This is a genomic window from Gilliamella sp. LMG 34362, from assembly GCF_984569125.1.
Window position 1 is genome coordinate 1,547,435 of sequence record NZ_OZ474902.1, and the last position, 19,934, is coordinate 1,567,368.

Consider the following 19,934-nt stretch of genomic DNA (forward strand, 5'->3'; position numbering starts at 1 on the left):
ATAAAAAGCTAGCGATATGCTAGCTTTTTTTTTAACTTCCGTTATGCTGTTAGATATTCAATTTGTGGAATGGACCAAATAAGACATGATTATAGAAAAAGTATATTTACCCAAAGAACTCAGTTGGTTATCCTTTAATCAACGTGTACTACAAGAGGCCGCTGACGAAAGTAATCCTCTTATAGAACGAATCCGTTTTTTAGGTATTTACTCCAGTAATCTAGATGAATTTTATAAAGTTCAATTTGCAAACTTAAAAAAATATGTTCTTATTGAGCAAGAACAATCTCAATCTACCTCCAATGCGAAACATTTATTAAGACAAGTTAACCAAAAGGTTATTCAACTTGAGTTACAATTTGATCAGCTCTATAACGAACTCTTATTAGAAATGGCCAGAAACCAGATTTTTCTAATAAATGAAAGGCAACTTACCAGTTATCAAGAAAATTGGATAAAAAATTACTATAAACAAAATTTAAGACAATATATCACCCCTATTCTTCTTGATAGTCATACCGAATTGATCCAATTTCTCAAAGATGATCATGCTTATTTGGCGGTGGAAATTATTTGTAAAGACAATATTAGTTATGCCTTATTGGAGCTACCTACCGACAATGCTCCTCGTTTTGTATTATTACCATCGGAATTCTCAACCAAAAACAAATCAATTATCTTTTTAGATAATATTTTACGTTACTGTTTAGACGATATTTTCAAAGTCTTTTTTGATGCTGTTGAATTAAATGCTTATTCAATCAACATTAATCGTGATGCGGAATATGAATTAAATAGTGAACTGGATAGTTTACTAGAATTAATGTCACAAGGTTTGAAACAACGTTTAACCGCACAACCAGTACGCTTTACCTATCAAAAAGATATGCCTAAAGCATTATTTGAATTATTGATTAATAAATTAAGATTAACAGAACAAGATGCAATGCCTGGCGGACGTTATCCTAATTTTAAAGATTTAGCTAATTTTCCTGATTTAGGCGTTAAAAATTTACTTAATAAACGTTTACCTAGTCTTGCTTATAATCGATTTAAAAAATTTAGGAATGCTTTTGCGACAATTAAGGATCGAGATGTATTGCTCTACTATCCTTATTATTCATTTGGTCATGTACTTGAGATCATGCGTCAAGCCTCTTTCGATCCAGCTGTGACCCATATTCGCATGAATATTTATCGGGTTGCGAAAGATTCACGATTTATACACGCAGCAATTAATGCCGCCAATAATGGTAAAAAAGTTACAGTAGTGGTTGAACTTCAGGCTCGCTTTGATGAAGAAGCAAATATAAAATGGGCTAAAAGATTAATTCGTAGTGGTATTAAAGTTATCTATTCACAACCAAAACTCAAGATCCATGCTAAATTATTTTTAATTGATCGACGAGAAGAAGATAGAATTGTTCGCTATGCACATATTGGCTCAGGTAACTTTAATGAAAAAACAGCACGAGTCTATACTGATTTTTCTCTATTAACTTCTGATCCAGCCATTACCGATGAAGTTATTAAAGTATTTAATTTCATTGAAAATCCATTTAAACCTGTTTCGTTTAATCACTTACTGGTATCTCCACAAAATACTCGCCAACGTTTTTATGAGTTTATTGAACGTGAAATTAATAATGCCAAAGCAGGAAAACCTTCTGGTATTTATTTAAAATTGAATGCGATCACTGATAAAGAGATGATTGACCAACTTTATCGAGCTTCCTGTGCAGGTGTAAATATTAGAATGATTGTTAGGGGGACTTGTGTGTTAGTTCCTCAAATTCCTAATTTAAGCGAAAACATCTATGTAACTAGTATTGTCGATCAATATTTAGAGCACGCTCGCGTATATATTTTTGAAAACGATGGTAAAAAAGACACTTATATTTCATCAGCAGACTGGATGCCTCGTAACTTAGATAATCGAATTGAAGTTGGCGTTAAAATTTTTGATCCAGTATTAAAATCTACTATACATGATATCTTTAACTTGCAATGCAATGATAATGTCAAAGCAAGAATCATCGATAAAGATAATATGAATAATTATGTACAACGAGGCAATAAGAAAAAAATAAGAGCACAACATGCCATTTATGACTATTTAAAACACATGGAATCATCGGTATAAGGATTTTAACGTGAATAAATTTAATGAATATGCTGTCGTCGATTTAGGCTCTAATAGTTTTCATATGATCATCGCTCGCAATATCGATGGGGCTAGACAAATCATATATAAACATAAAAAGAATATTCATCTTGCTACTGGGTTAAATGAATATAACGAATTAAGTGAATCAAGTATTAATCGCGGTATTGAATGTTTAGCTTTATTTGCTGAACGATTAAATGGATTTCCAACAGAAAATGTAAGAATTGTCGCTACTTATACTTTACGAATTGCGAAAAATAGACTTAAATTTTTAAACGAAGCAGCTAAAATATTACCTTACCCTATTGAAATCATTTCTGGTCAAGAGGAAGCTAGACTTATTTATCTAGGTACAATGACTGCAGAGTCAACCAATGAAAATGATAGCAAATTCGTGGTTGATATTGGTGGTGGCTCTACTGAAATTGCTATTGGTAAAGGTAATGATTTAAAACCAATACTAGTAGCTAGCAGACCAATGGGGTGTGTCACTTATACTAAACAATTCTTTCCACAAAAGAAAATCGATTACCATTCATTTCAACAAGCAAAACTAGCTGCAGAACAACAAATTGAAAATTTAATTAACTTAATAAAAAAACATAATATTAGTGCTGCTTTCGGTACCTCCGGTACCATTAAAAGCATTTATAAAATTTTACTCGATATTGGCGTTAGTGACGGAATTATCACCCCTAAACGTTTGGATGATTTAATCAGTTATGTATTAGAATTTAATGATTTTCATGAAATTGATTTCCCATCTCTATCCGAGGAAAGAAAAAATGTTTTTGTCAGTGGGCTAGCCATCTTCAGTGGCGTCTTTAATGCATTAGGTTTAAAAGAATTACAATTTAGTCCGAGTGCTTTACGTGAAGGTGTTCTTTACGAACTTATTGATGGGCCGAACTATCGAGATATCAGACAAACAACAGCTGAATCGCTATCGCAACACTATAATATTGATGAGCGCCATGCTAAACAAATTGTAAAAACGGCAAAATACTTTTTTTCTCAATGGAAAGCACAATCATCCATGATCATACCTCAAAGTGTTGAATCCATTTTATATTGGGCTGCGCAATTGCATGAGGTAGGTTTAAAAATTAACTTTTCTTCTATCCATAAACATTCTAGTTATATTCTAAAGAATAGTAATTTACCTGGATTTAATGAAGAACAACAATTATTGTTATCAACGTTGGTTCGTTACCATCGAAAATCGATTAATATAGAAGAGTTTCCTTATTTTAGTTTGTTTGAATTTAAACATATTATAGCAATGTTACAAATTCTCAGATTATCAATACTCATAAATAATCAACGCAGTAACGATCTAGATCTTGATGCTTTCAAGTTAATTTTGTCGCAAGAAAAGTTCACCAAAGTGACACTAGCAATAGATAAGCTGTTTGTTGAAAATAATAGGTTGATTCTATTAGATTTGGAACAAGAGCAAAAATATTGGAAAGCGGTTAATAATTGGAAATTATCAATTGAAACTTTTTGAGATTTACCAATTGATTACAATAAAAAACCGCCTAAAAATGGCGGTTTTTATTTGTCGATAAAAGTAGATTATAGAGGTTTTAACCTAATCCAATAATTTTCCACCATAAAATACCAATGGTGAAAACAATAATTAGATTAACTACACTACAAATAAAGCCTACTTTCCACCAAGTTTTTACAGGTACGAAGCCTTCAGCAAATAATAATGGATTTCGAGCATTAGCAAATTGGGTTAGAGAACCAAAGTAATTGGTACAAATGACTAAAGCAAAAATAGCAATTAATTGCGGTACCCCTAAGGCAATAGCAACGGATAAGAACACGGGGAACAGAGCTGCAATATGTGCATTACCACTGGCAAAGAAATAGTGTAAATAAACATAAGCAACGCATAAAATAATGATAACAAAAATCCAACTACTATCCCCTAAATGCCCTTTCACTGCAGAGCCAATGGTATCGCCTAACCATTTAGTGACACCAAGTTTGTTGACTTGACCTGCCATCATTAATAAAGCAGCAAACCAGATTAATGTATCCCAAGCAGCTTTTTCACCTTTAATATCATCCCAACTTAATACACCAGTTAAAATTAAAATAGTTAAACCAATAAATGCAGTTGTAGTTGAATCGATACCAATATTTTTACCAAAAATCCAAAGTGCTAATAATAAAACGACTGTAGAACCCATAATGATTTCTTTTAAGGTAATTGAACCCATTTTCTTAAGTTCTTCAGCAGCTAATTTTGGTGCTTCAGGTGTTTTTTTCAATTCTGGATTAGTTAAGAAATAAATAACTAAAGGAATAACAACAAATGACACTAAACAAGGAACAATTGCAGCAATAAACCATTGTCCCCAACCCAAAGTAATGCCAAGTGATGAAGTCACTAATTTTGCCGCTAATAAATTACCAGTAAAAGCTGTTAAAAACATTGCCGAAGTAATGTCGTTAACGTGGCTGATGGTTAGCATTAAAAAAGTACCAATACGATTTCTTGATTCATCTTTAGGATTTGAATTAAAGTTGATTGCTAATGCTTCAGCAATTGGATAAATTACACCACCAGCTCGAGCCGTAGTACTAGGAATCGCAGGTGCTAAAGCAACATCGGTTACTGATAATCCATAGGCTAAACCTAAGGTGTTTTTACCTAAAATTTTTACTAAAAAATAAGCCATACGTTTACTTAAACCAGTTTTAATAAACCCTCGAGCTATCATAAACGCGATAACAATCAACCAAATTAAACTACTGTTTAATTCACTTAATGATATTTTGACTGATTCGGCAGCAGTTGTCGCTCCTGATGGTCTTAGAACAGCAAATACCGTAATAGCTAATAATCCAATTGCACCTATAGGCATGATTTCTGCCACGATACAAGCGATGGTTGCCACAAATATAATACTTGTTCGCCAACCTTCTAAACTAATACCTTCTGGTGGAGATATAAAAAGCCACAATATTGCCGATATCCCTGCAATAATAATAAGAGGAAGCCATTTAACTGGCGGTTTTTTTACTGTACTCATAATATTTCCTTTTAAATTAAATATCAATTTAATCAAATTGATAATGAAATGATATAATTTGTAAAATCTTTATTTTATTCGCAATATTTAGATTACTTCATATTCTCTATTGAGCAGTTCAAAAGCAAAATTATCAGGATTGACTATCTTTATTGTTTTATCCTTCAATAAAAATATAGCAGATAAATTTTGCTGATTTTTCAATAATTGTTTAGTCTTTTCAATACCAAATCCATATAAGATTGTTGAATAAATATCACCTTCAAGGGATGTATCCGAAATAACAGTAATACTTTCTAACTCATTATCTAAGGGATAACCCGTTTTAGAATCCAGAATGTGATGATAAACATGTTGATTTTCAATAAAGTAACGTTCGTAAATTCCCGATGTAACAACAGATTTATTTTTTACTTTAATAAGACCTACTAACTCATTTTCGACTGAGGAAAAGGGTTTTTTTAACCCTATATGCCAATAACCTTCAGCATCAATGGGTGAGTCGCCTATAGTTAGCACATTACCACCTAAGTTTATTATTGCCTGATAAACTTGGTGCTGTTGCAAAACTAGTTTAATCACATCGGCAATATAACCTTTGGCTATTGCGCCTAAATCAATCTCCATGCCTACTTTTTTTAAAAATACCGAACAAGAATTAGGATCTAATTCAATATCATTAGGATCAATCAAAGATCTTTTTTCAACAATTTGCTCGGGATCGGGGACCTGATGTCCAGAAAAACCAATCTTCCAAAGTTTAACTAAGGGGCCAATAGCAACATTAAAGCAACTATCTGGCATTAAACTGACTTTCCAAGCTTGCTCAATAAGCGAATAAACGGCATGACTAACTCTTATCGGATGCTTTCCTGCCGCATTGTTGATTGACATAACTTCCGATACGGGTCTATTAACCGTTAATTTATTTTCAAGCTGATTAATGGTATTAAAAACATGTTGCACAACGGTTTCATTAGGCTCAAAAAGCATTAATGATACCGTTGTTCCCATCATAGCTTGAGTATATTCATAGCGTGAATGATGCATTCAAAAATTGCTATTCAGTTATTGATGAATATAATCTGTAGCTTGTTTACCTGCTTGCATACCAAAAATGATAATATCAGCTACGGCGTTACCACCGATACGATTGGCGCCATGTACTCCACCAACAACTTCACCAGCCGCAAATACCCCACTGATGACATTTTTCTCGGTATCAAGAACTTGGGTTTCAGTATTAATCGTTACCCCACCCATAGTATGATGAATACCTGGAGCAATTTTGATCGCATAAAAAGGTGCTTTATCAATTGGATGACGTAAACCAGTAGTTCGGCCAAAATCTTCATCTTGTTTGTTATTAACAAAATGATTATATCGTTCAATGGTTTTATGTAAGGTATTCGCATCAATTGACAGTTTTTGTGCTAACTCATTAATTGAATCAGCTTGTACAGTTAGATCTTGCGATACATATTCCTCAACAGATTTATTTTCATCGCGAATTTGTTGATCAAATAAAATATACGAATAATGTTCAGGCAACTTAATGATTTCGGCAGAAACTTTATCACGTGTATTTAATTCATTAACAAAACGTTCACCTTTTTGTGATACTAAAATCGCACCACCACCACGAATTGATTCAGAAATTAAGTAAGATGTAGTCTGCTCAACAGTCGGATGAATTTGAATTTCTTTCATATCCACTGTTCCGGCACCTAATTTTTCTAAAATCATAATACCAGAGCCAGTTGCTCCTTTGTGATTGGTGGTGACAAATCCTTTAAGATCTGGACGATATTTTTCAACCATTTCATGATTGGCACTAAAACCACCGGTAGCAATTATAACTGCTTTAGCTTTTATGGTTTGTATTGAACCATCTTCTTCAGTCACTTTAACACCAACAACTTTATGATTTTCAGTAATAATTTCAGTAACATTACAATCAAGCATTACTTCAATGCCACGTCGGTTAATATTTTTAACTAAACCACTAATTAAAAAACCGCCGACTGCAGCACCACTTGCAGGACGATGAGTACGATCAATACTCATACCACCAGTAGTTGTAATACCGCTGAGTTCAATGCCATTATTATCTAACCAATCAATAGCATCAGGCGCATTCTCAACAAAATAGCGTAATAGTTCTGGATTATTTTTGTTTTTACCACCAATCATGGTTTCTTGATAAAACAGATCTTTACTATCGACAATACCTTTAAGTTTTTGGAATTTGGTTTCCGCAGCATTCATACCTGCTGAAGCTTTATTGGTATTACCGCCAATAACTGACATTTTTTCAATCACAACAACATTAGCACCAAGGTCATGGGCTTGAATCGCTGCAGCAAGACCGGCACCACCACTACCGACAACAACAACATCATAGGCTTTGGCATTTGGATCACCACCTTCAGCAATAATCGCTTCTTTGTTTGATTGAGCCATCGCCTTAGTAACTGCTTTTTTGAAGGCTTCACTTTGTGATGTAGCACCAGAAATCGCATCTACATGAGGACTATTTGACTCAATAATGCGATGCTTAATTTCTGAAAAATTATTTAATACCTCATTATCAAAATTATTGGCATTAACTAATTGCATATCTTTGATAAAATCTTTACCAAGCTCAACATTAATCACAAATTCATAAGACTCATCATTAACTTTTTCTTGATAATTACCAGGTTTAAACTTTTTAACATTTAAATTCACATCACGAATTAAACTTTCGACAAGAGAAAAATGCCACAAAGGTTCGGGAATATTAAGTTCTTCTCGTTTATCACTATTGATGAATAGTTCTAATTTTTCACCTTTCATGATGCGAGCAGTCCAATCTGGATAAGCAATACACGCTCGGCCAACAGCAACAAAGTCAAATCCATTATCTAATGCAGTTCTAACATCGCTTTCATTAACAACGTTACCCACCCCAACAACTGGAATTTTAGCTAAAGTTTCTGAACGCATTGCTATATATTTATTAATTAATGGTGTTGGATCTTGAGTATCAACTATCGAAGGTCTTAAAATAGCCCCCATTGAAAAGTGAATATAATCTAAGCCTTTCTCCGCAAGCTTTTCAAGTAAATACATTGAATCATCAAAACGAATTCCTGGCTCTTCTATTTCTTCTGGTGAGAAACGGTAACCAACAATAAAGTCTGAATTTGCATACTGTTTGACCATATTATAGGTGATATCTAAAACCGCTAGTGGAAATCGAGCTCGATTATCGCGACTGCCACCCCATTTATCATTTCGTTGATTTGAATTTGGTGAATAAAATTGTTGAATCAAATAAGTATTAGCACCATGAATTTCCACGCCATCAAAACCAGCTTGAATGGCTCGACGTACTGCTTGACCAAACTTATCAATCATTTGATCAACTTCATCGGCAGTTAATTCTATCGGTGTAGCAGCTCCTGGCCTTGGGGCGGCAATAGCACTTGGACCAACAGGCGTTTGACCGCCAATAAGTTTTGGTTCAACCATTCTACCGCCATGATAAACTTGAATAACTGCTTTTGAACCTTTTTCTTTAATAGCTTGAGCTATTTTAGCAAGACCTTCAATTTTATCATCGCTATCTAGACCGATTGCACCAGGAAAGGCTAATCCTTTATTGTCAACAAAGCCACATTCAACAATAATTGTGCCTATTTCTCCGGCTCTTGCTCGATAATATTCGATTAAATCATTGGTAACTGATCCTTCATAAAACCCTGAACAAGTGGTCATAGGCGCCATCATAATGCGATTTTTTAATGCCACTCCATTGGGTAAAGTTACTGACTTGAAAATATCTTTTTTCATTTTTAATACCTAATCATTAATATTCAAATTAAAATTTTGGCGAGCATAATACCATTTCAAATTACTCTTCTCCACTTACATAAGTTTCATTAGTCAAAAAATATCATTTTTTCGACAGGAAAATATCAAATATTTTTAGAGAGTTAATGGCAAAAATTGTCAAATCTCAAATAATGACTGTTCATTTTTTGCGGTATTTGTTGACTTATAAAACGATTTCAAGCCTAACAGTCTAAAAAAAAACATTGTAACCATTTCATTTACTTATATATTTTTATTCATATACCACTTGAACTTTATTTATATTCGGCTAGAATGCTTAGCAATTTTAGAAAAGAGAATTTGATTATGATTGTGGTTCAAACACACAGACCAATAGCAAAAATAAAATTGAATTGTCTTTTTCTTTTGAATATTGATCCTCCTTTATGGAGGATTTTTTATGTCTGCAACTTTAACTTTTCGAATTTATATCAAATTTTAAACCAAAATCACATCAAAAATAGCCATAGACAGGAGATAGCATGAAACCTTTGATCCCTTTTTATAATCCAAGCATAAGTTACGAAGATAATTATGCTCAAGGCCCTTTTGGACTTTTTGCTGAATTAGATAAGGCTGAACAGGTCGCAACTAAACCAACAAAATTTTTAAATGTCGATGTTAATCTTCCATTTGGTCAACCTGCAGGTCCGTTACTAAATGCTAATTATATCAAAGCTGCTTTTGCTTATGGATTTGACTTATGTGTTTATAAAACGGTTAGAACCAAGTTTCACAAATGTCATCCATTACCGAATGTTTTATCTGTTCATCCTAAAGGTAAGTTATCACCTAACCTAGATACTGTTTTGGCTGATAGAAACTACGATCAACCTTTATCAATTACTAATTCCTTTGGTGTGCCATCATTTGCACCGGATATTTGGCAACCTGATATGGCTGATGCGGTAAATGCGGCCGGTGCTGGACAATGTGTAATAGGTAGTTTCCAAGGTACCCAAGGTAATGGTGAGATAGAAAAAGATTATGCTTTAGCGGCTAAATTAGTGAGAGAAACTAATGCGCCTATATTAGAAGCTAATTTGAGTTGTCCAAACGAAGGAGCAAGTAAACTACTGTGTTTTGATGTCGATAAAGTAGAACGAATTGTGAATGAAATTAAGAATGCGGTACCAGATCGCCCTCTTATTTTAAAATTAGCCTATTTTCCTGATGATGAACGCATTATATCTCTATTAACTCGTGTCGGAAAAATTATTGATGGATTGAGTACTATTAATACCCTTTCGGCGAAACCGGTAGATGCAAGTGGACATCCGGCACTAGGCGAAAACCGCAAAGAAGGTGGCATATGTGGTGATGCAATTCGTTGGGCTGGACTTGATATGGTGAGTCGTTTGGCAAAATATCGTCAACAACTGGATTTAAATTTTGCCATTATTGGCGTTGGTGGTGTCAGCAATAGTGAACATTATCATCAGTTTATTCAAAATGGCGCTGATGCGGTAATGAGTGCTACAGGTGCAATGTGGAACCCATTATTAGCTATTGAGATTAAAAAAAGTCTTAAATAGTTATCAGTTATCTCACTATATTACTAAGTAATTGTTACAGGGTAACTTATTTGCCCTGTAATTTTATTCCTACCAACAACTATATTATCTCTTCTTGAGAAAATAATACCCACCAAAAATAACATGTGCAAAGAAGACTATTGCTAAAATAATTCTGACATGCAAAGAATCAAATAAAATAAATGGAATAAATAAAATGATGAAAACCATGGTTAACATTTTTATCAATCCTTTTTTTGATACTTTTTTCTCAATAAGCATTTTCTGCACATAGGTTTGATAATAATGAGTTTGGGTAAAATAGTTGTACAGGCGATCAGAACTGTTTAACCATAGATATGCAGTAAGCAAATAAAAAGGTACAGTAGGTAAAATAGGAATAAAAATCCCCACTGTTCCTAATACAAAGGAAAGCCCTCCTAAAAAAATAAATAGCGATTTCTTTAACATATTTAAATCAATTCAAATAATTTTAATTTGTGTAAATAATTATTGAAGATAACATAAATATATAGAGAAAGTTACCACTAAATATCAAATGACAGAACTATTAAGCTCTAACCATATTCTTTAGAGAAAGACTAGATATAAGTAGCTATAGAAAATTTAAATCAAAAGATTACGGCTAAGTTAGTTTCTTGACGTGATATCTCATATATTTAAAATTGGAACAAAAAAAGGATACAAAAATAGTATTGAAGTATAGTTAAAATTAATTCAGAAATGTTATGAGTTTTATATAGAATGAGTGTTTTTGAATTATACTCAAAGTGAGTAAAACTTTTAAGAATTGGCGGAACGGACGGGGCTCGAACCCGCGACCCCCTGCGTGACAGGCAGGTATTCTAACCAACTGAACTACCGCTCCGCTTTTTAGACTCTTTAATGCAGAAGATTAAAGTAGGCGTGATATTAAAGATTATTATTATTTTCGTCAATATAAATTTTAAAAATTATGTTCAATTGAATAGAAAACAATCATTAATGCACTTTCCAAAGGGCTCCACCACTTTTTTTATCAATTTTTTCTAAAATTGAATCATGCGCAGCTAATTCTGCTTCGTTAGCTTTAATTACTGTTAGCGGTATCCCACTACGTTCAATTTTTTTCACGGCATTATTCGTCATTGATGCAGATAAATTATCGTCCGAACTAAATGCCAAAGTGGTTTGTCCTCCGGTCATTGCTAAATAAACTTCAGCAAGTATTTCAGCATCCAGTAAGGCTCCATGTAAGGTACGATGTGAATTATCAATTTGATAACGCTCGCACAATGCATCCAAATTATTACGTTTACCAGGGAAAAGACGGCGAGCCATAGCTAATGTATCGGTAATAATACAGTGATCAGCTGTTTTATAGTCTAACCCACAAAGACGAAACTCATAGTCCATAAAACCAACGTCAAACGAGGCGTTATGAATAACTAATTCAGCACCATCTATAAACTTAATAAAATCATGTGCAATATTTTTAAAAATCGGTTTGTCTTTAACAAATCCATCACTGATACCATGAACTTTAAAGGCTTCTTCATCAATTAAACGTTCTGGATTGATGTAAACATGGAAATGATTTCCTGTTAATCGTCGATTTAATACCTCAACTGCACCAATCTCAATAATCTTATGACCTTCATAATGATTATTACCGTCTTGATTCATACCTGTAGTTTCTGTATCTAATACAATTTGGCGGGTTGAATGTGTTATCACAATATACTCTTCTTTATCTATAATTGGGAATTTAACAAATTAGTGGTATAGTCTAACACCAAAACGCTCTGATGTTGATACCTACACTGTTTTAGTCAATGATTGATACAACATTAATAATGGTTTATTAATATTTATATTAAGCCAAAATTTCTCGAAAAATAATCACGATAAAAGTTTATAAATTAGGCCACATATGCAAAAAAGTATTGAAATATTCACTGATGGATCTTGTTTGGGTAATCCAGGACCTGGTGGATATGCAGCGATTTTAAAATACAAACAAAATGAAAAAGTACTAGCTCAAGGTTATTTCAACACCACTAATAATCGTATGGAGTTACTTGCTGCCATTGTTGCGTTAGCATTACTGAAAGAACCCTGTCAAATTAAGCTTTATTCTGACAGCCAATATTTACGCAATGGTATTTCAAATTGGATTCATGGTTGGAAAAAAAACGGCTGGAGAACCGCTAAAAAACAACCAGTGAAAAACGTTGATTTATGGCAACGTTTAGATGAATTAGCTAAGCTACATACGATCGAATGGATTTGGGTAAAAGGCCATGCAGGTCATATTGAGAACGAACGCTGTGATGTTATCGCTAAAACGCAAGCTGAATCACCTACCTTACACGATACTATTTTTGAAGCATCATTAACTGATTAATCCGATAAAATAAAGGTATAATAACAATGTATCAGCTACATATTATCCCTGCTCTAAAAGATAATTATATTTGGTTACTTGAAAATGCTAATAAACAGGTAGTTATTATAGATCCTGGTGAAGCTGCTCCAGTGCTAAGTTATCTAAAAAAATATCACTTAGCACCCCTTGCAATTTTACTCACTCATCACCATATCGATCACACTGGTGGGGTAACTGAGCTAAAAGCAGCTTATCCCGATATTGAAGCTTTTGGGCCAAGTGAAATTAATTTGCAGATTAACCATCTCGAAAACATCAATGAATTATTGATTGCTGATTTTCGATATGAGGTTATTTCAGTACCGGGACATACATTAGGACATTTAGCTTATTATTGTCAGCCATATTTATTTTGTGGTGATACATTGTTTTCCGCTGGTTGTGGAAGAATTTTTGAAGGTGATCATAAGCAAATGCTAAGTTCACTGAATAAATTAAAGCAGTTACCTGATGATACCCTTATTTGTGCAGGACATGAATATACCTTAACTAATTTAGATTTTACTCAAATGCTGGTTCCTGGGGATCAAGTTATCCGTGAGTATTATGATTTTACCTGCAGAAAGAAAATTACTTTGCCTTCTATTTTAACCAAAGAAAAACAGATCAACTTATTTTTACGTTGTGAGGAAAAAAACTTACAAAATAAATTTAATTGTAACAATGAGTTAGAGTTGTTTGCTTTTTTTAGGAGCCAAAAGGACATTTTTTAGGTATAATAATCAGCTTAAATTAATGTCCTAACTTATAATCTAATGAAAAAATTATTAATATTTACAGTGTTATGTGCTTTTTTAGTCGGGTGTCAGAATCATGGTTCACGATACAACGCTGGCTCAAAAAAATATAATACTAAATCAATAGTTAATTCTAGCGTTAAAAGTGGTGGTGTTAATTACGCTTCAGTTACGCAAAATCCTTGGCGTTATATGTTAACGCAAATTAACGTTAATGTACCTAATAATAGCCGAGTTGTTGCCGAACGCGAACGTTTATTACGTAATCCAAAAGGATTTGAAAATATTGCGTTACGATCTGAGCCTTATGTGTATTACATCATTAATCAGTTACGAAAAAATAAATTACCGGTCGAACTAGCTTTAATCCCATTAATAGAAAGTGCTTACGATCCTTTAGCCACATCTCCTGCTCAAGCTGCTGGTTTATGGCAATTTGTACCTATCACTGCTAAAGAATATGGTTTAAAACGTAGTAGTAGTTTTGATGGCCGTCGAGATCTAATTGCATCAACTGGTTCAGCAATTTCTTTGTTACAAAACCTTAATAATCGATTTAATGGCGATTGGCTGTTAACATTAGCTGCATATAATGCTGGTGAAGGTAGAATTCAAAGAGCTATTGATAAAAATAAAGCTAAAGGTTTATCAACTGATTATTGGTCGTTAGATTTACCGGCAGAAACAATGCATTATGTGCCAAAAATATTAGCTATCATTGATATTGTTAAAAATAATAAACGATATGGTATTAAATTACCTGATTGTAATTATGAAAATTCATTAGTTAGAATCGATATGTCTAAAAACGTATCATTAGCTAAAATAGCGCAATATTCAGAATTATCACTTAACGATTTAATGACATACAATGCAGGTTATGTACAACAAACAGTAAATGGCCCTTTCCATCTATTAGTACCTTATTCTCATGCAGATAAATTATTTAAAAAGTTAAAATCTGAAAATTTAGTTGTTAATCAAGTGACTGAACTTTTAGAAGATGTTCCACATAACAATATGCCGTTTGAAATAAAATCTACTACTATTCAATATACAGGTACCAATGCGAAAGATACCAAATCAATGTTGAATGGTGGCAAAAAACAGATTACTTATCAAGTTAAAGCGGGTGATAACCTTTATACTATCGCTCAAAATTACCGAGTTAAAATCACCGATCTTTTGCAATGGAATAAATTAAAAAATATGCGTGTTAAAGAAGGTGATATCTTAACGATCAATTTGGTCAATTCTAATCCAATTTAAATTTCACAAATAATGGATTATGATCTGATGCGGCTGTATTGACTATATTAGCCGCATTAAGCTTCAATCCTCGATAAAATACAAAATCAAGTGGCCTACCTAAAAATGTTTTTCTTATATCATTAGAGAAATTAACTGGTTTAAGATTTATTGAACGAATTAAATGATAAAGTAGGCTTAATCGTTGCCGACTCCAGGCATTAAAGTCGCCCGCCAAAATTACTGGCCCATGATGTTGTTCGATATAATTTAATAACATATAAATTTGTTGGCGGTAAACTTTCACCCCTAGACTAAAATTAATAGCATGAATATTAGCAACTAAAAGTTGTTGCGTTGAATTTTTTATTGGATAAAGAGTAATTAATGCTGATTTTGGTACTCGAATGAATGGTTCTCTTTCTCTAAAGGATAAAATTTGTGTTGGTGTTGTGTCAGTTATTGTCATAACTCCAGCATAAATATCGTTTAAACTATAGGCTGGTACATGATCAGCAATTTTATTATTTTCAGCAATAAAATTTAATAATTGTGAGGTGGTTTGAGCTTCCTGTAATAATATCAACTTGGTTTGATGAGCATATTGCTCGAGGATATTAATACAATCCGCCCTCTTCTGTTTAAAAATATTCCAAACCAAAACCGAAAAAGGTTGTTGGCCAATTAACGGTTCATTATGCATAATTTTATGGTTTGGTAATATTAATTCAACATCACATTTTCCTTGATATCGTAATGTATAATCGCGATGTTTAAACATTTTAGCTGTTCAATTTTTCTTTTAAAAATTCATCAAAGGACATAGTGTCATTTTGTTCTATTTTCTGTTGTTTTTCAATCGATAACATTCGTTGCTGATTAAAATCATCTTCAGTTAGAACTGATAAGGGTTCTGAGCTAAGTTGTTTTTTATATTGAGTAGCTAAAGCTAAACCAAATTTGGCTGTTCCCAAATCACTAATAGCGGCTAAAGTTCTCGCCGATAGTGTCAATTCCGGTTGATCAAACATAAGATCAAGCCGTTCACAAACTTTTCGATATTGTTGTTTGTCGTCTTGATGATCAAGTACATCGGCGACTCGAAGTAAATCTTTGAAAAGTTCGTGCCCTACTTTAGCTAACGGTTGTCGATAGCTATCACAGCCTAATCCAATTTCTAATCCTGGTTTACGGCCTTCAATAATCACTCTATTCCAATTTAATTTTGCACATTCTAGCTCTGCACTACTCATTTCAGGAGCAGGCGCTAAAGCACACCAAATTAAAAATAGGTCGATAAATCGAATTTGTTCCTCGGTAATACCAATTGGTGAAAATGGATTAACATCAAGTGCTCGAACTTCTATATATTCTATGCCACCACGTAGTAAAGCATCGGATGGTGATTCCCCAGATCTTGGAACTCGTTTCGGTCGAATTGGTGCATAAAATTCATTCTCAATTTGTAATACGTTATCATTCAACTGTCGATAATGGCCATCAACCTTAATGCCTAATTTGCCAAATTCGGCTGATTTTGTCTTGGTAGCCCGCTTTAAACCTTCAACATAAGTATCTAGATGATTAAAGGTGATCCCTAATTGTTTCTGGGCATTATTAGTATAACCAATATCACTCAATCGTAATGATGTAGCATAAGGTAAATAGCAGTTACCATTAGTTTGTTCGATGAAAGCTTTTGCTTTTTCTGGATCTTGAATAAATGACGAGCACATTGATGGCGATGCACCAAATAGATAAGGGATAACCCAACCAAAACGGTAGTAATTGCGAATTAGAGTGAAATAACCTTCCGAAATAACAGCCTTACCCTCTTCACTGTTTTTAACACCATCTCTTGCTTGCCAAAATGCCATGGGTAATGAAAAGTTATAATGAACCCCTGAAATAGTTTGCATCATGGCACCATAACGATTTTTTAAACCTTCACGATAAACCGTTTTAAAACGTCCTTCATTAGATTTTCCATATTGAGCTAAGATAATGTCATCTTCTTTGGCAACAAAACAAGGCATGCTCAGTGGCCACATTAACTCATCACCAATATTTACACTGGCATAACGGTGTAAATCTCGTAAAAAAGTTAACATATAATCGATATTGGTATTAACTGGAGTAATAAACTCTAATAAAGATTCTGCAAAGTCAGTCGTGATCCATGGATGAGTTAATGCAGCACCAATTTTTTCAGGAAACGGCGTTTTTGACAGCGAACCATCAGGTAAAATTCGTAATGTCTCACGTTCAAGGCCTCTCTGAATGCCTTGTAAAATAGTATAATGTTTTTCTAACCAACTGAGAGCTTTCGAAACATCAGGAACCATAATATTAACTATCCTAAATTCAGTTTATGTTGGCTCAATTTTAACATAGTTTACTGCTTTAGATAGGCAGTTTTCTTGATTGAGTGAAGCTATTTTAAGAATATGAATCCTCAATCGAAAATAAAAAAACTATTATTTAAAACATTTAAGCAAAAAGTGGAGTGATGAAAAAAGCCATTACTGAGTTAATAAGTAATGGCAATAATATAGATAATGCTTAGATAATGATATTAATTAGTAGATTGTTGTTTTTGCTTAGCGACATAATCTTCATCTACTGTTATTACCGTTTTATTTTGTGGATCGATAATATAGGTTTTACCAAAACCAACTACTAATCTACCCTCTTTTGGGGTTAATTTAAATAAATTAAAATCATTCATTTCAGCTAACATATAAACCATTTTGCTCACTTTTTTAGCTAGCAGATCGACAACAGAATCAAATTGTTCAGATCCTCTTTCAACAATAGTTGCCGAAGCATGGAAAGACAATCTTCTACGAGCATAAATATTCTTAGTATTAGATTCATCATCAATAATTAAAAAAGATATGTTTGAATTAGCTTTGATATTTTTACTATGTGGTGCTAAGTCTGAAATTAAGATGTAATAGTCATTACCGTCAAAGAAATAAGGTGAATAGCTAGTATCAACCTCTCCTGTTTCGGTGATTGTTGAAAGTATGATAGTTTGCATTGTTACATGTAAATCATCTATTGTTTTTTGCACAACATCATTTTTGGACTCAGCCATAATTACTCCTTGATTTGTTTTAATATTTTGTTAAATAATCTGTTTTTAAAATCACGATAAATTTAATTGATAACACTTATTAAAGTAGTTCGATATATCACTATGAGAAATTATAATAAAACTACTTGTTGGTAAGTTAGTCTGTAACAATTTTAGCAATTGCTTTTCGGCTACTTTATCTAAAGCATTGGTGGTTTCATCCATAAAAATCCAATCCGGTTTATGCATTAAAATTCTCGCAATAACTAAACGTTGTTTTTCGCCACCAGAAAGTGTATTTAAATTATCATTAAGTAAATTTTTATCAATATTTTCAGAAGAAAAACCCACATCTAATAGTAGTTGTTTAATAACAGTAAGATCCTTCTCAAACAATGGTTCTGGATAACTTACTGCATGAGCCAATCCTCCCATAGGAAAGTAAGCATTTTGTGATAAAAAAAGTTTCTTAAATTTAGGAACCTTGACCACTCCATCATAATATGGATAAAGACCAGATATTATTTTAAAAAGTGTTGATTTACCTATACCCGATGCACCAGATAAAACAACTGACTCCCCTTTGTTAATATGGAGATCAGGTAATTTTAGTAAAATCTTTCCATCAGGTTTGTTTATGATTAAATTTTCCAATAATAAACATTCATCTCCATTTTCAACTTGATTAAGTTGTTTAAACTGGTAAGAGACTTTTTCAGACTGTTGAATAAATTGGCTTAAACGATAACTACAGGCAATCAGTTCGGCCAGTTTATTATAATTGAAAATAAACCAAGATAAATTAGTCACTACATTACTAAATGATTTACTAATTTGCATCAATGATCCCAAACTAACTTTACCGATTAAATAGATTGGTAGAGAAAAAAAGGTCGGAATACTTAACACTGTTAAATAGTAAGGACGTGTAAAACAACCTAAAATAAATTGTCGTTTAATCAGTTTATACCAATTTTTTACAATGCTATCAAAATGTTGATCAAATTGTTGTTGTTCAACCTGTTCTCCCTCTAATAATGCAATAGATTCTTTCGCTTCTCTAAATCGAGTTAAAACAAAACGGTAATTTGCTTCTAAATGTTGTTGCTGAATGAGTAAATTTTTTAATGGGCTTCCCAACTTGTGGGCAACATATGAAGTTAAAATGACATAAATAGGGGCTAACCAAATTAGATAATGTGAAATGCTTATATCAATATTGAATAGGCTAAATTCTAAAACAAAATTATCGGTTATTTGCCATAAAAGCATAAAATATGAAAAAAGACCTATAAATTGTGTAATAAATGAAAATCCTTCGTTAGTTAATCTTTCGATAAATAAAAGGCAATCTTCAGAAATACGCTGATCTGGATTGTCTATGTTTGCTTGATTATTATTTATAAACCAATAGGCTTTATGATTGAGCCAATGATTTATTATCGTGTCATTTAAAACTTTACGCCAAGTTATAACCAATGTTTTTCTTAAATACTCGATGATCAAATAGGTAATTGCACCAAAAAAAGTTAACATGATAAAAACTAATAATTGCGTTATTACCGCTTGCATATCGTACTTTTCTAATGCGTTATAAAAGTTTTTATTCCAATTAATCATTTCTAGACTGATTCTGATTAGAATAATATTTAAACTTATAATAATAAAAGCATAACCAAAACCTAACTTTCCTTGCTTGGATTTGAAACAGAGCTTCATAAGCAATATGATATTTTTTAATGTTTGCAAAACTTATATTCTCGAAACTAAATATTTTTTCTATTTACTACCATCAATATCGTTATTAAAAT

Annotated in this window: 15 protein-coding genes and 1 tRNA gene; 6 read left to right on the forward strand and 10 right to left on the reverse strand. The window is 32.8% G+C overall.

The window, feature by feature from the left end:
• Positions 1 to 85: 85 nt before the first annotated feature.
• Together ppk1 and AC5LWZ_RS07160 are read left to right on the forward strand one after the other, a co-directional pair.
• The gene (ppk1, locus tag AC5LWZ_RS07155) at positions 86 to 2,143 is read left to right on the forward strand and encodes a polyphosphate kinase 1 (protein ID WP_110447852.1); all 2,058 of its coding nucleotides are present in this window, start codon (positions 86 to 88) and stop codon (positions 2,141 to 2,143) included.
• Between the two features lie 10 nt (positions 2,144 to 2,153).
• Positions 2,154 to 3,677, forward strand: a complete 1,524-nt coding sequence (locus AC5LWZ_RS07160) for a Ppx/GppA phosphatase family protein (RefSeq protein WP_220000058.1) — start codon at positions 2,154 to 2,156, stop codon at positions 3,675 to 3,677.
• A 79-nt stretch (positions 3,678 to 3,756) separates the two neighbouring features.
• On the opposite strand, the gene AC5LWZ_RS07165 is transcribed toward AC5LWZ_RS07160, so the two are convergent.
• The 3 genes from AC5LWZ_RS07165 to AC5LWZ_RS07175 all read right to left on the reverse strand — a co-directional run bounded on the left by AC5LWZ_RS07165 (position 3,757) and on the right by AC5LWZ_RS07175 (position 9,054).
• Positions 3,757 to 5,217 (reverse strand): DASS family sodium-coupled anion symporter, encoded by a 1,461-nt coding sequence (locus AC5LWZ_RS07165; RefSeq protein ID WP_198199896.1) that lies wholly within the window; start codon positions 5,215 to 5,217, stop codon positions 3,757 to 3,759.
• An 87-nt stretch (positions 5,218 to 5,304) separates the two neighbouring features.
• The gene (locus tag AC5LWZ_RS07170; protein ID WP_493463357.1) at positions 5,305 to 6,267 is read right to left on the reverse strand and encodes an FAD:protein FMN transferase; all 963 of its coding nucleotides are present in this window, start codon (positions 6,265 to 6,267) and stop codon (positions 5,305 to 5,307) included.
• 18 nt (positions 6,268 to 6,285) lie between these two features.
• Positions 6,286 to 9,054, reverse strand: coding sequence for a flavocytochrome c (locus AC5LWZ_RS07175; protein ID WP_493463358.1), 2,769 nt, complete (start codon positions 9,052 to 9,054; stop codon positions 6,286 to 6,288).
• Positions 9,055 to 9,578: 524 nt separating this feature from the next.
• On the opposite strand from AC5LWZ_RS07175, the gene AC5LWZ_RS07180 reads away from it, so the two are divergent.
• Positions 9,579 to 10,631: a beta/alpha barrel domain-containing protein gene (locus tag AC5LWZ_RS07180; protein WP_294910566.1), complete on the forward strand. Its 1,053-nt coding sequence runs from the start codon at positions 9,579 to 9,581 to the stop codon at positions 10,629 to 10,631.
• Between the two features lie 84 nt (positions 10,632 to 10,715).
• On the opposite strand, the gene AC5LWZ_RS07185 is transcribed toward AC5LWZ_RS07180, so the two are convergent.
• The 3 genes from AC5LWZ_RS07185 to dnaQ form a co-directional block, all read right to left on the reverse strand.
• Entirely contained in the window at positions 10,716 to 11,081 is a 366-nt protein-coding gene (locus tag AC5LWZ_RS07185) for a YbaN family protein (protein ID WP_493463359.1), read from the reverse strand.
• 341 nt (positions 11,082 to 11,422) lie between these two features.
• Positions 11,423 to 11,499, reverse strand: a tRNA-Asp gene (locus AC5LWZ_RS07190).
• A 113-nt stretch (positions 11,500 to 11,612) separates the two neighbouring features.
• The gene (gene dnaQ, locus AC5LWZ_RS07195; protein WP_493463360.1) at positions 11,613 to 12,347 is read right to left on the reverse strand and encodes a DNA polymerase III subunit epsilon; all 735 of its coding nucleotides are present in this window, start codon (positions 12,345 to 12,347) and stop codon (positions 11,613 to 11,615) included.
• A gap of 196 nt (positions 12,348 to 12,543) precedes the next feature.
• Here dnaQ and rnhA point away from each other — a divergent pair, with 196 nt between their 5' ends.
• The 3 genes from rnhA to AC5LWZ_RS07210 are packed head-to-tail and all read left to right on the forward strand — an operon-like array spanning position 12,544 to position 15,065.
• Positions 12,544 to 13,017, forward strand: coding sequence for a ribonuclease HI (gene rnhA / locus AC5LWZ_RS07200; RefSeq protein ID WP_110447845.1), 474 nt, complete (start codon positions 12,544 to 12,546; stop codon positions 13,015 to 13,017).
• 26 nt (positions 13,018 to 13,043) lie between these two features.
• Positions 13,044 to 13,772, forward strand: coding sequence for a hydroxyacylglutathione hydrolase (gloB, locus tag AC5LWZ_RS07205; RefSeq protein ID WP_493463361.1), 729 nt, complete (start codon positions 13,044 to 13,046; stop codon positions 13,770 to 13,772).
• 42 nt (positions 13,773 to 13,814) lie between these two features.
• A complete protein-coding gene (locus AC5LWZ_RS07210; protein WP_493463362.1) occupies positions 13,815 to 15,065 on the forward strand; it encodes a transglycosylase SLT domain-containing protein in 1,251 nt (416 codons plus the stop codon).
• Here AC5LWZ_RS07210 and AC5LWZ_RS07215 read toward each other — a convergent pair.
• From AC5LWZ_RS07215 to AC5LWZ_RS07230, 4 genes are all read right to left on the reverse strand, one after another.
• Complete coding sequence (locus AC5LWZ_RS07215) at positions 15,052 to 15,825, reverse strand: endonuclease/exonuclease/phosphatase family protein (protein ID WP_110447842.1); 774 nt, start codon at positions 15,823 to 15,825, stop codon at positions 15,052 to 15,054. The genes AC5LWZ_RS07210 and AC5LWZ_RS07215 overlap by 14 nt on opposite strands.
• A 1-nt stretch (position 15,826) precedes the next feature.
• Entirely contained in the window at positions 15,827 to 17,389 is a 1,563-nt protein-coding gene (gene gshA / locus AC5LWZ_RS07220) for a glutamate--cysteine ligase (RefSeq protein ID WP_493463363.1), read from the reverse strand.
• Positions 17,390 to 17,619: 230 nt separating this feature from the next.
• Positions 17,620 to 18,144 (reverse strand): HugZ family pyridoxamine 5'-phosphate oxidase, encoded by a 525-nt coding sequence (locus AC5LWZ_RS07225; RefSeq protein WP_493463364.1) that lies wholly within the window; start codon positions 18,142 to 18,144, stop codon positions 17,620 to 17,622.
• Positions 18,145 to 18,195: 51 nt separating this feature from the next.
• Positions 18,196 to 19,842: an ABC transporter ATP-binding protein/permease gene (locus AC5LWZ_RS07230; protein ID WP_493457384.1), complete on the reverse strand. Its 1,647-nt coding sequence runs from the start codon at positions 19,840 to 19,842 to the stop codon at positions 18,196 to 18,198.
• Between the last annotated feature and the right edge of the window lie 92 nt (positions 19,843 to 19,934).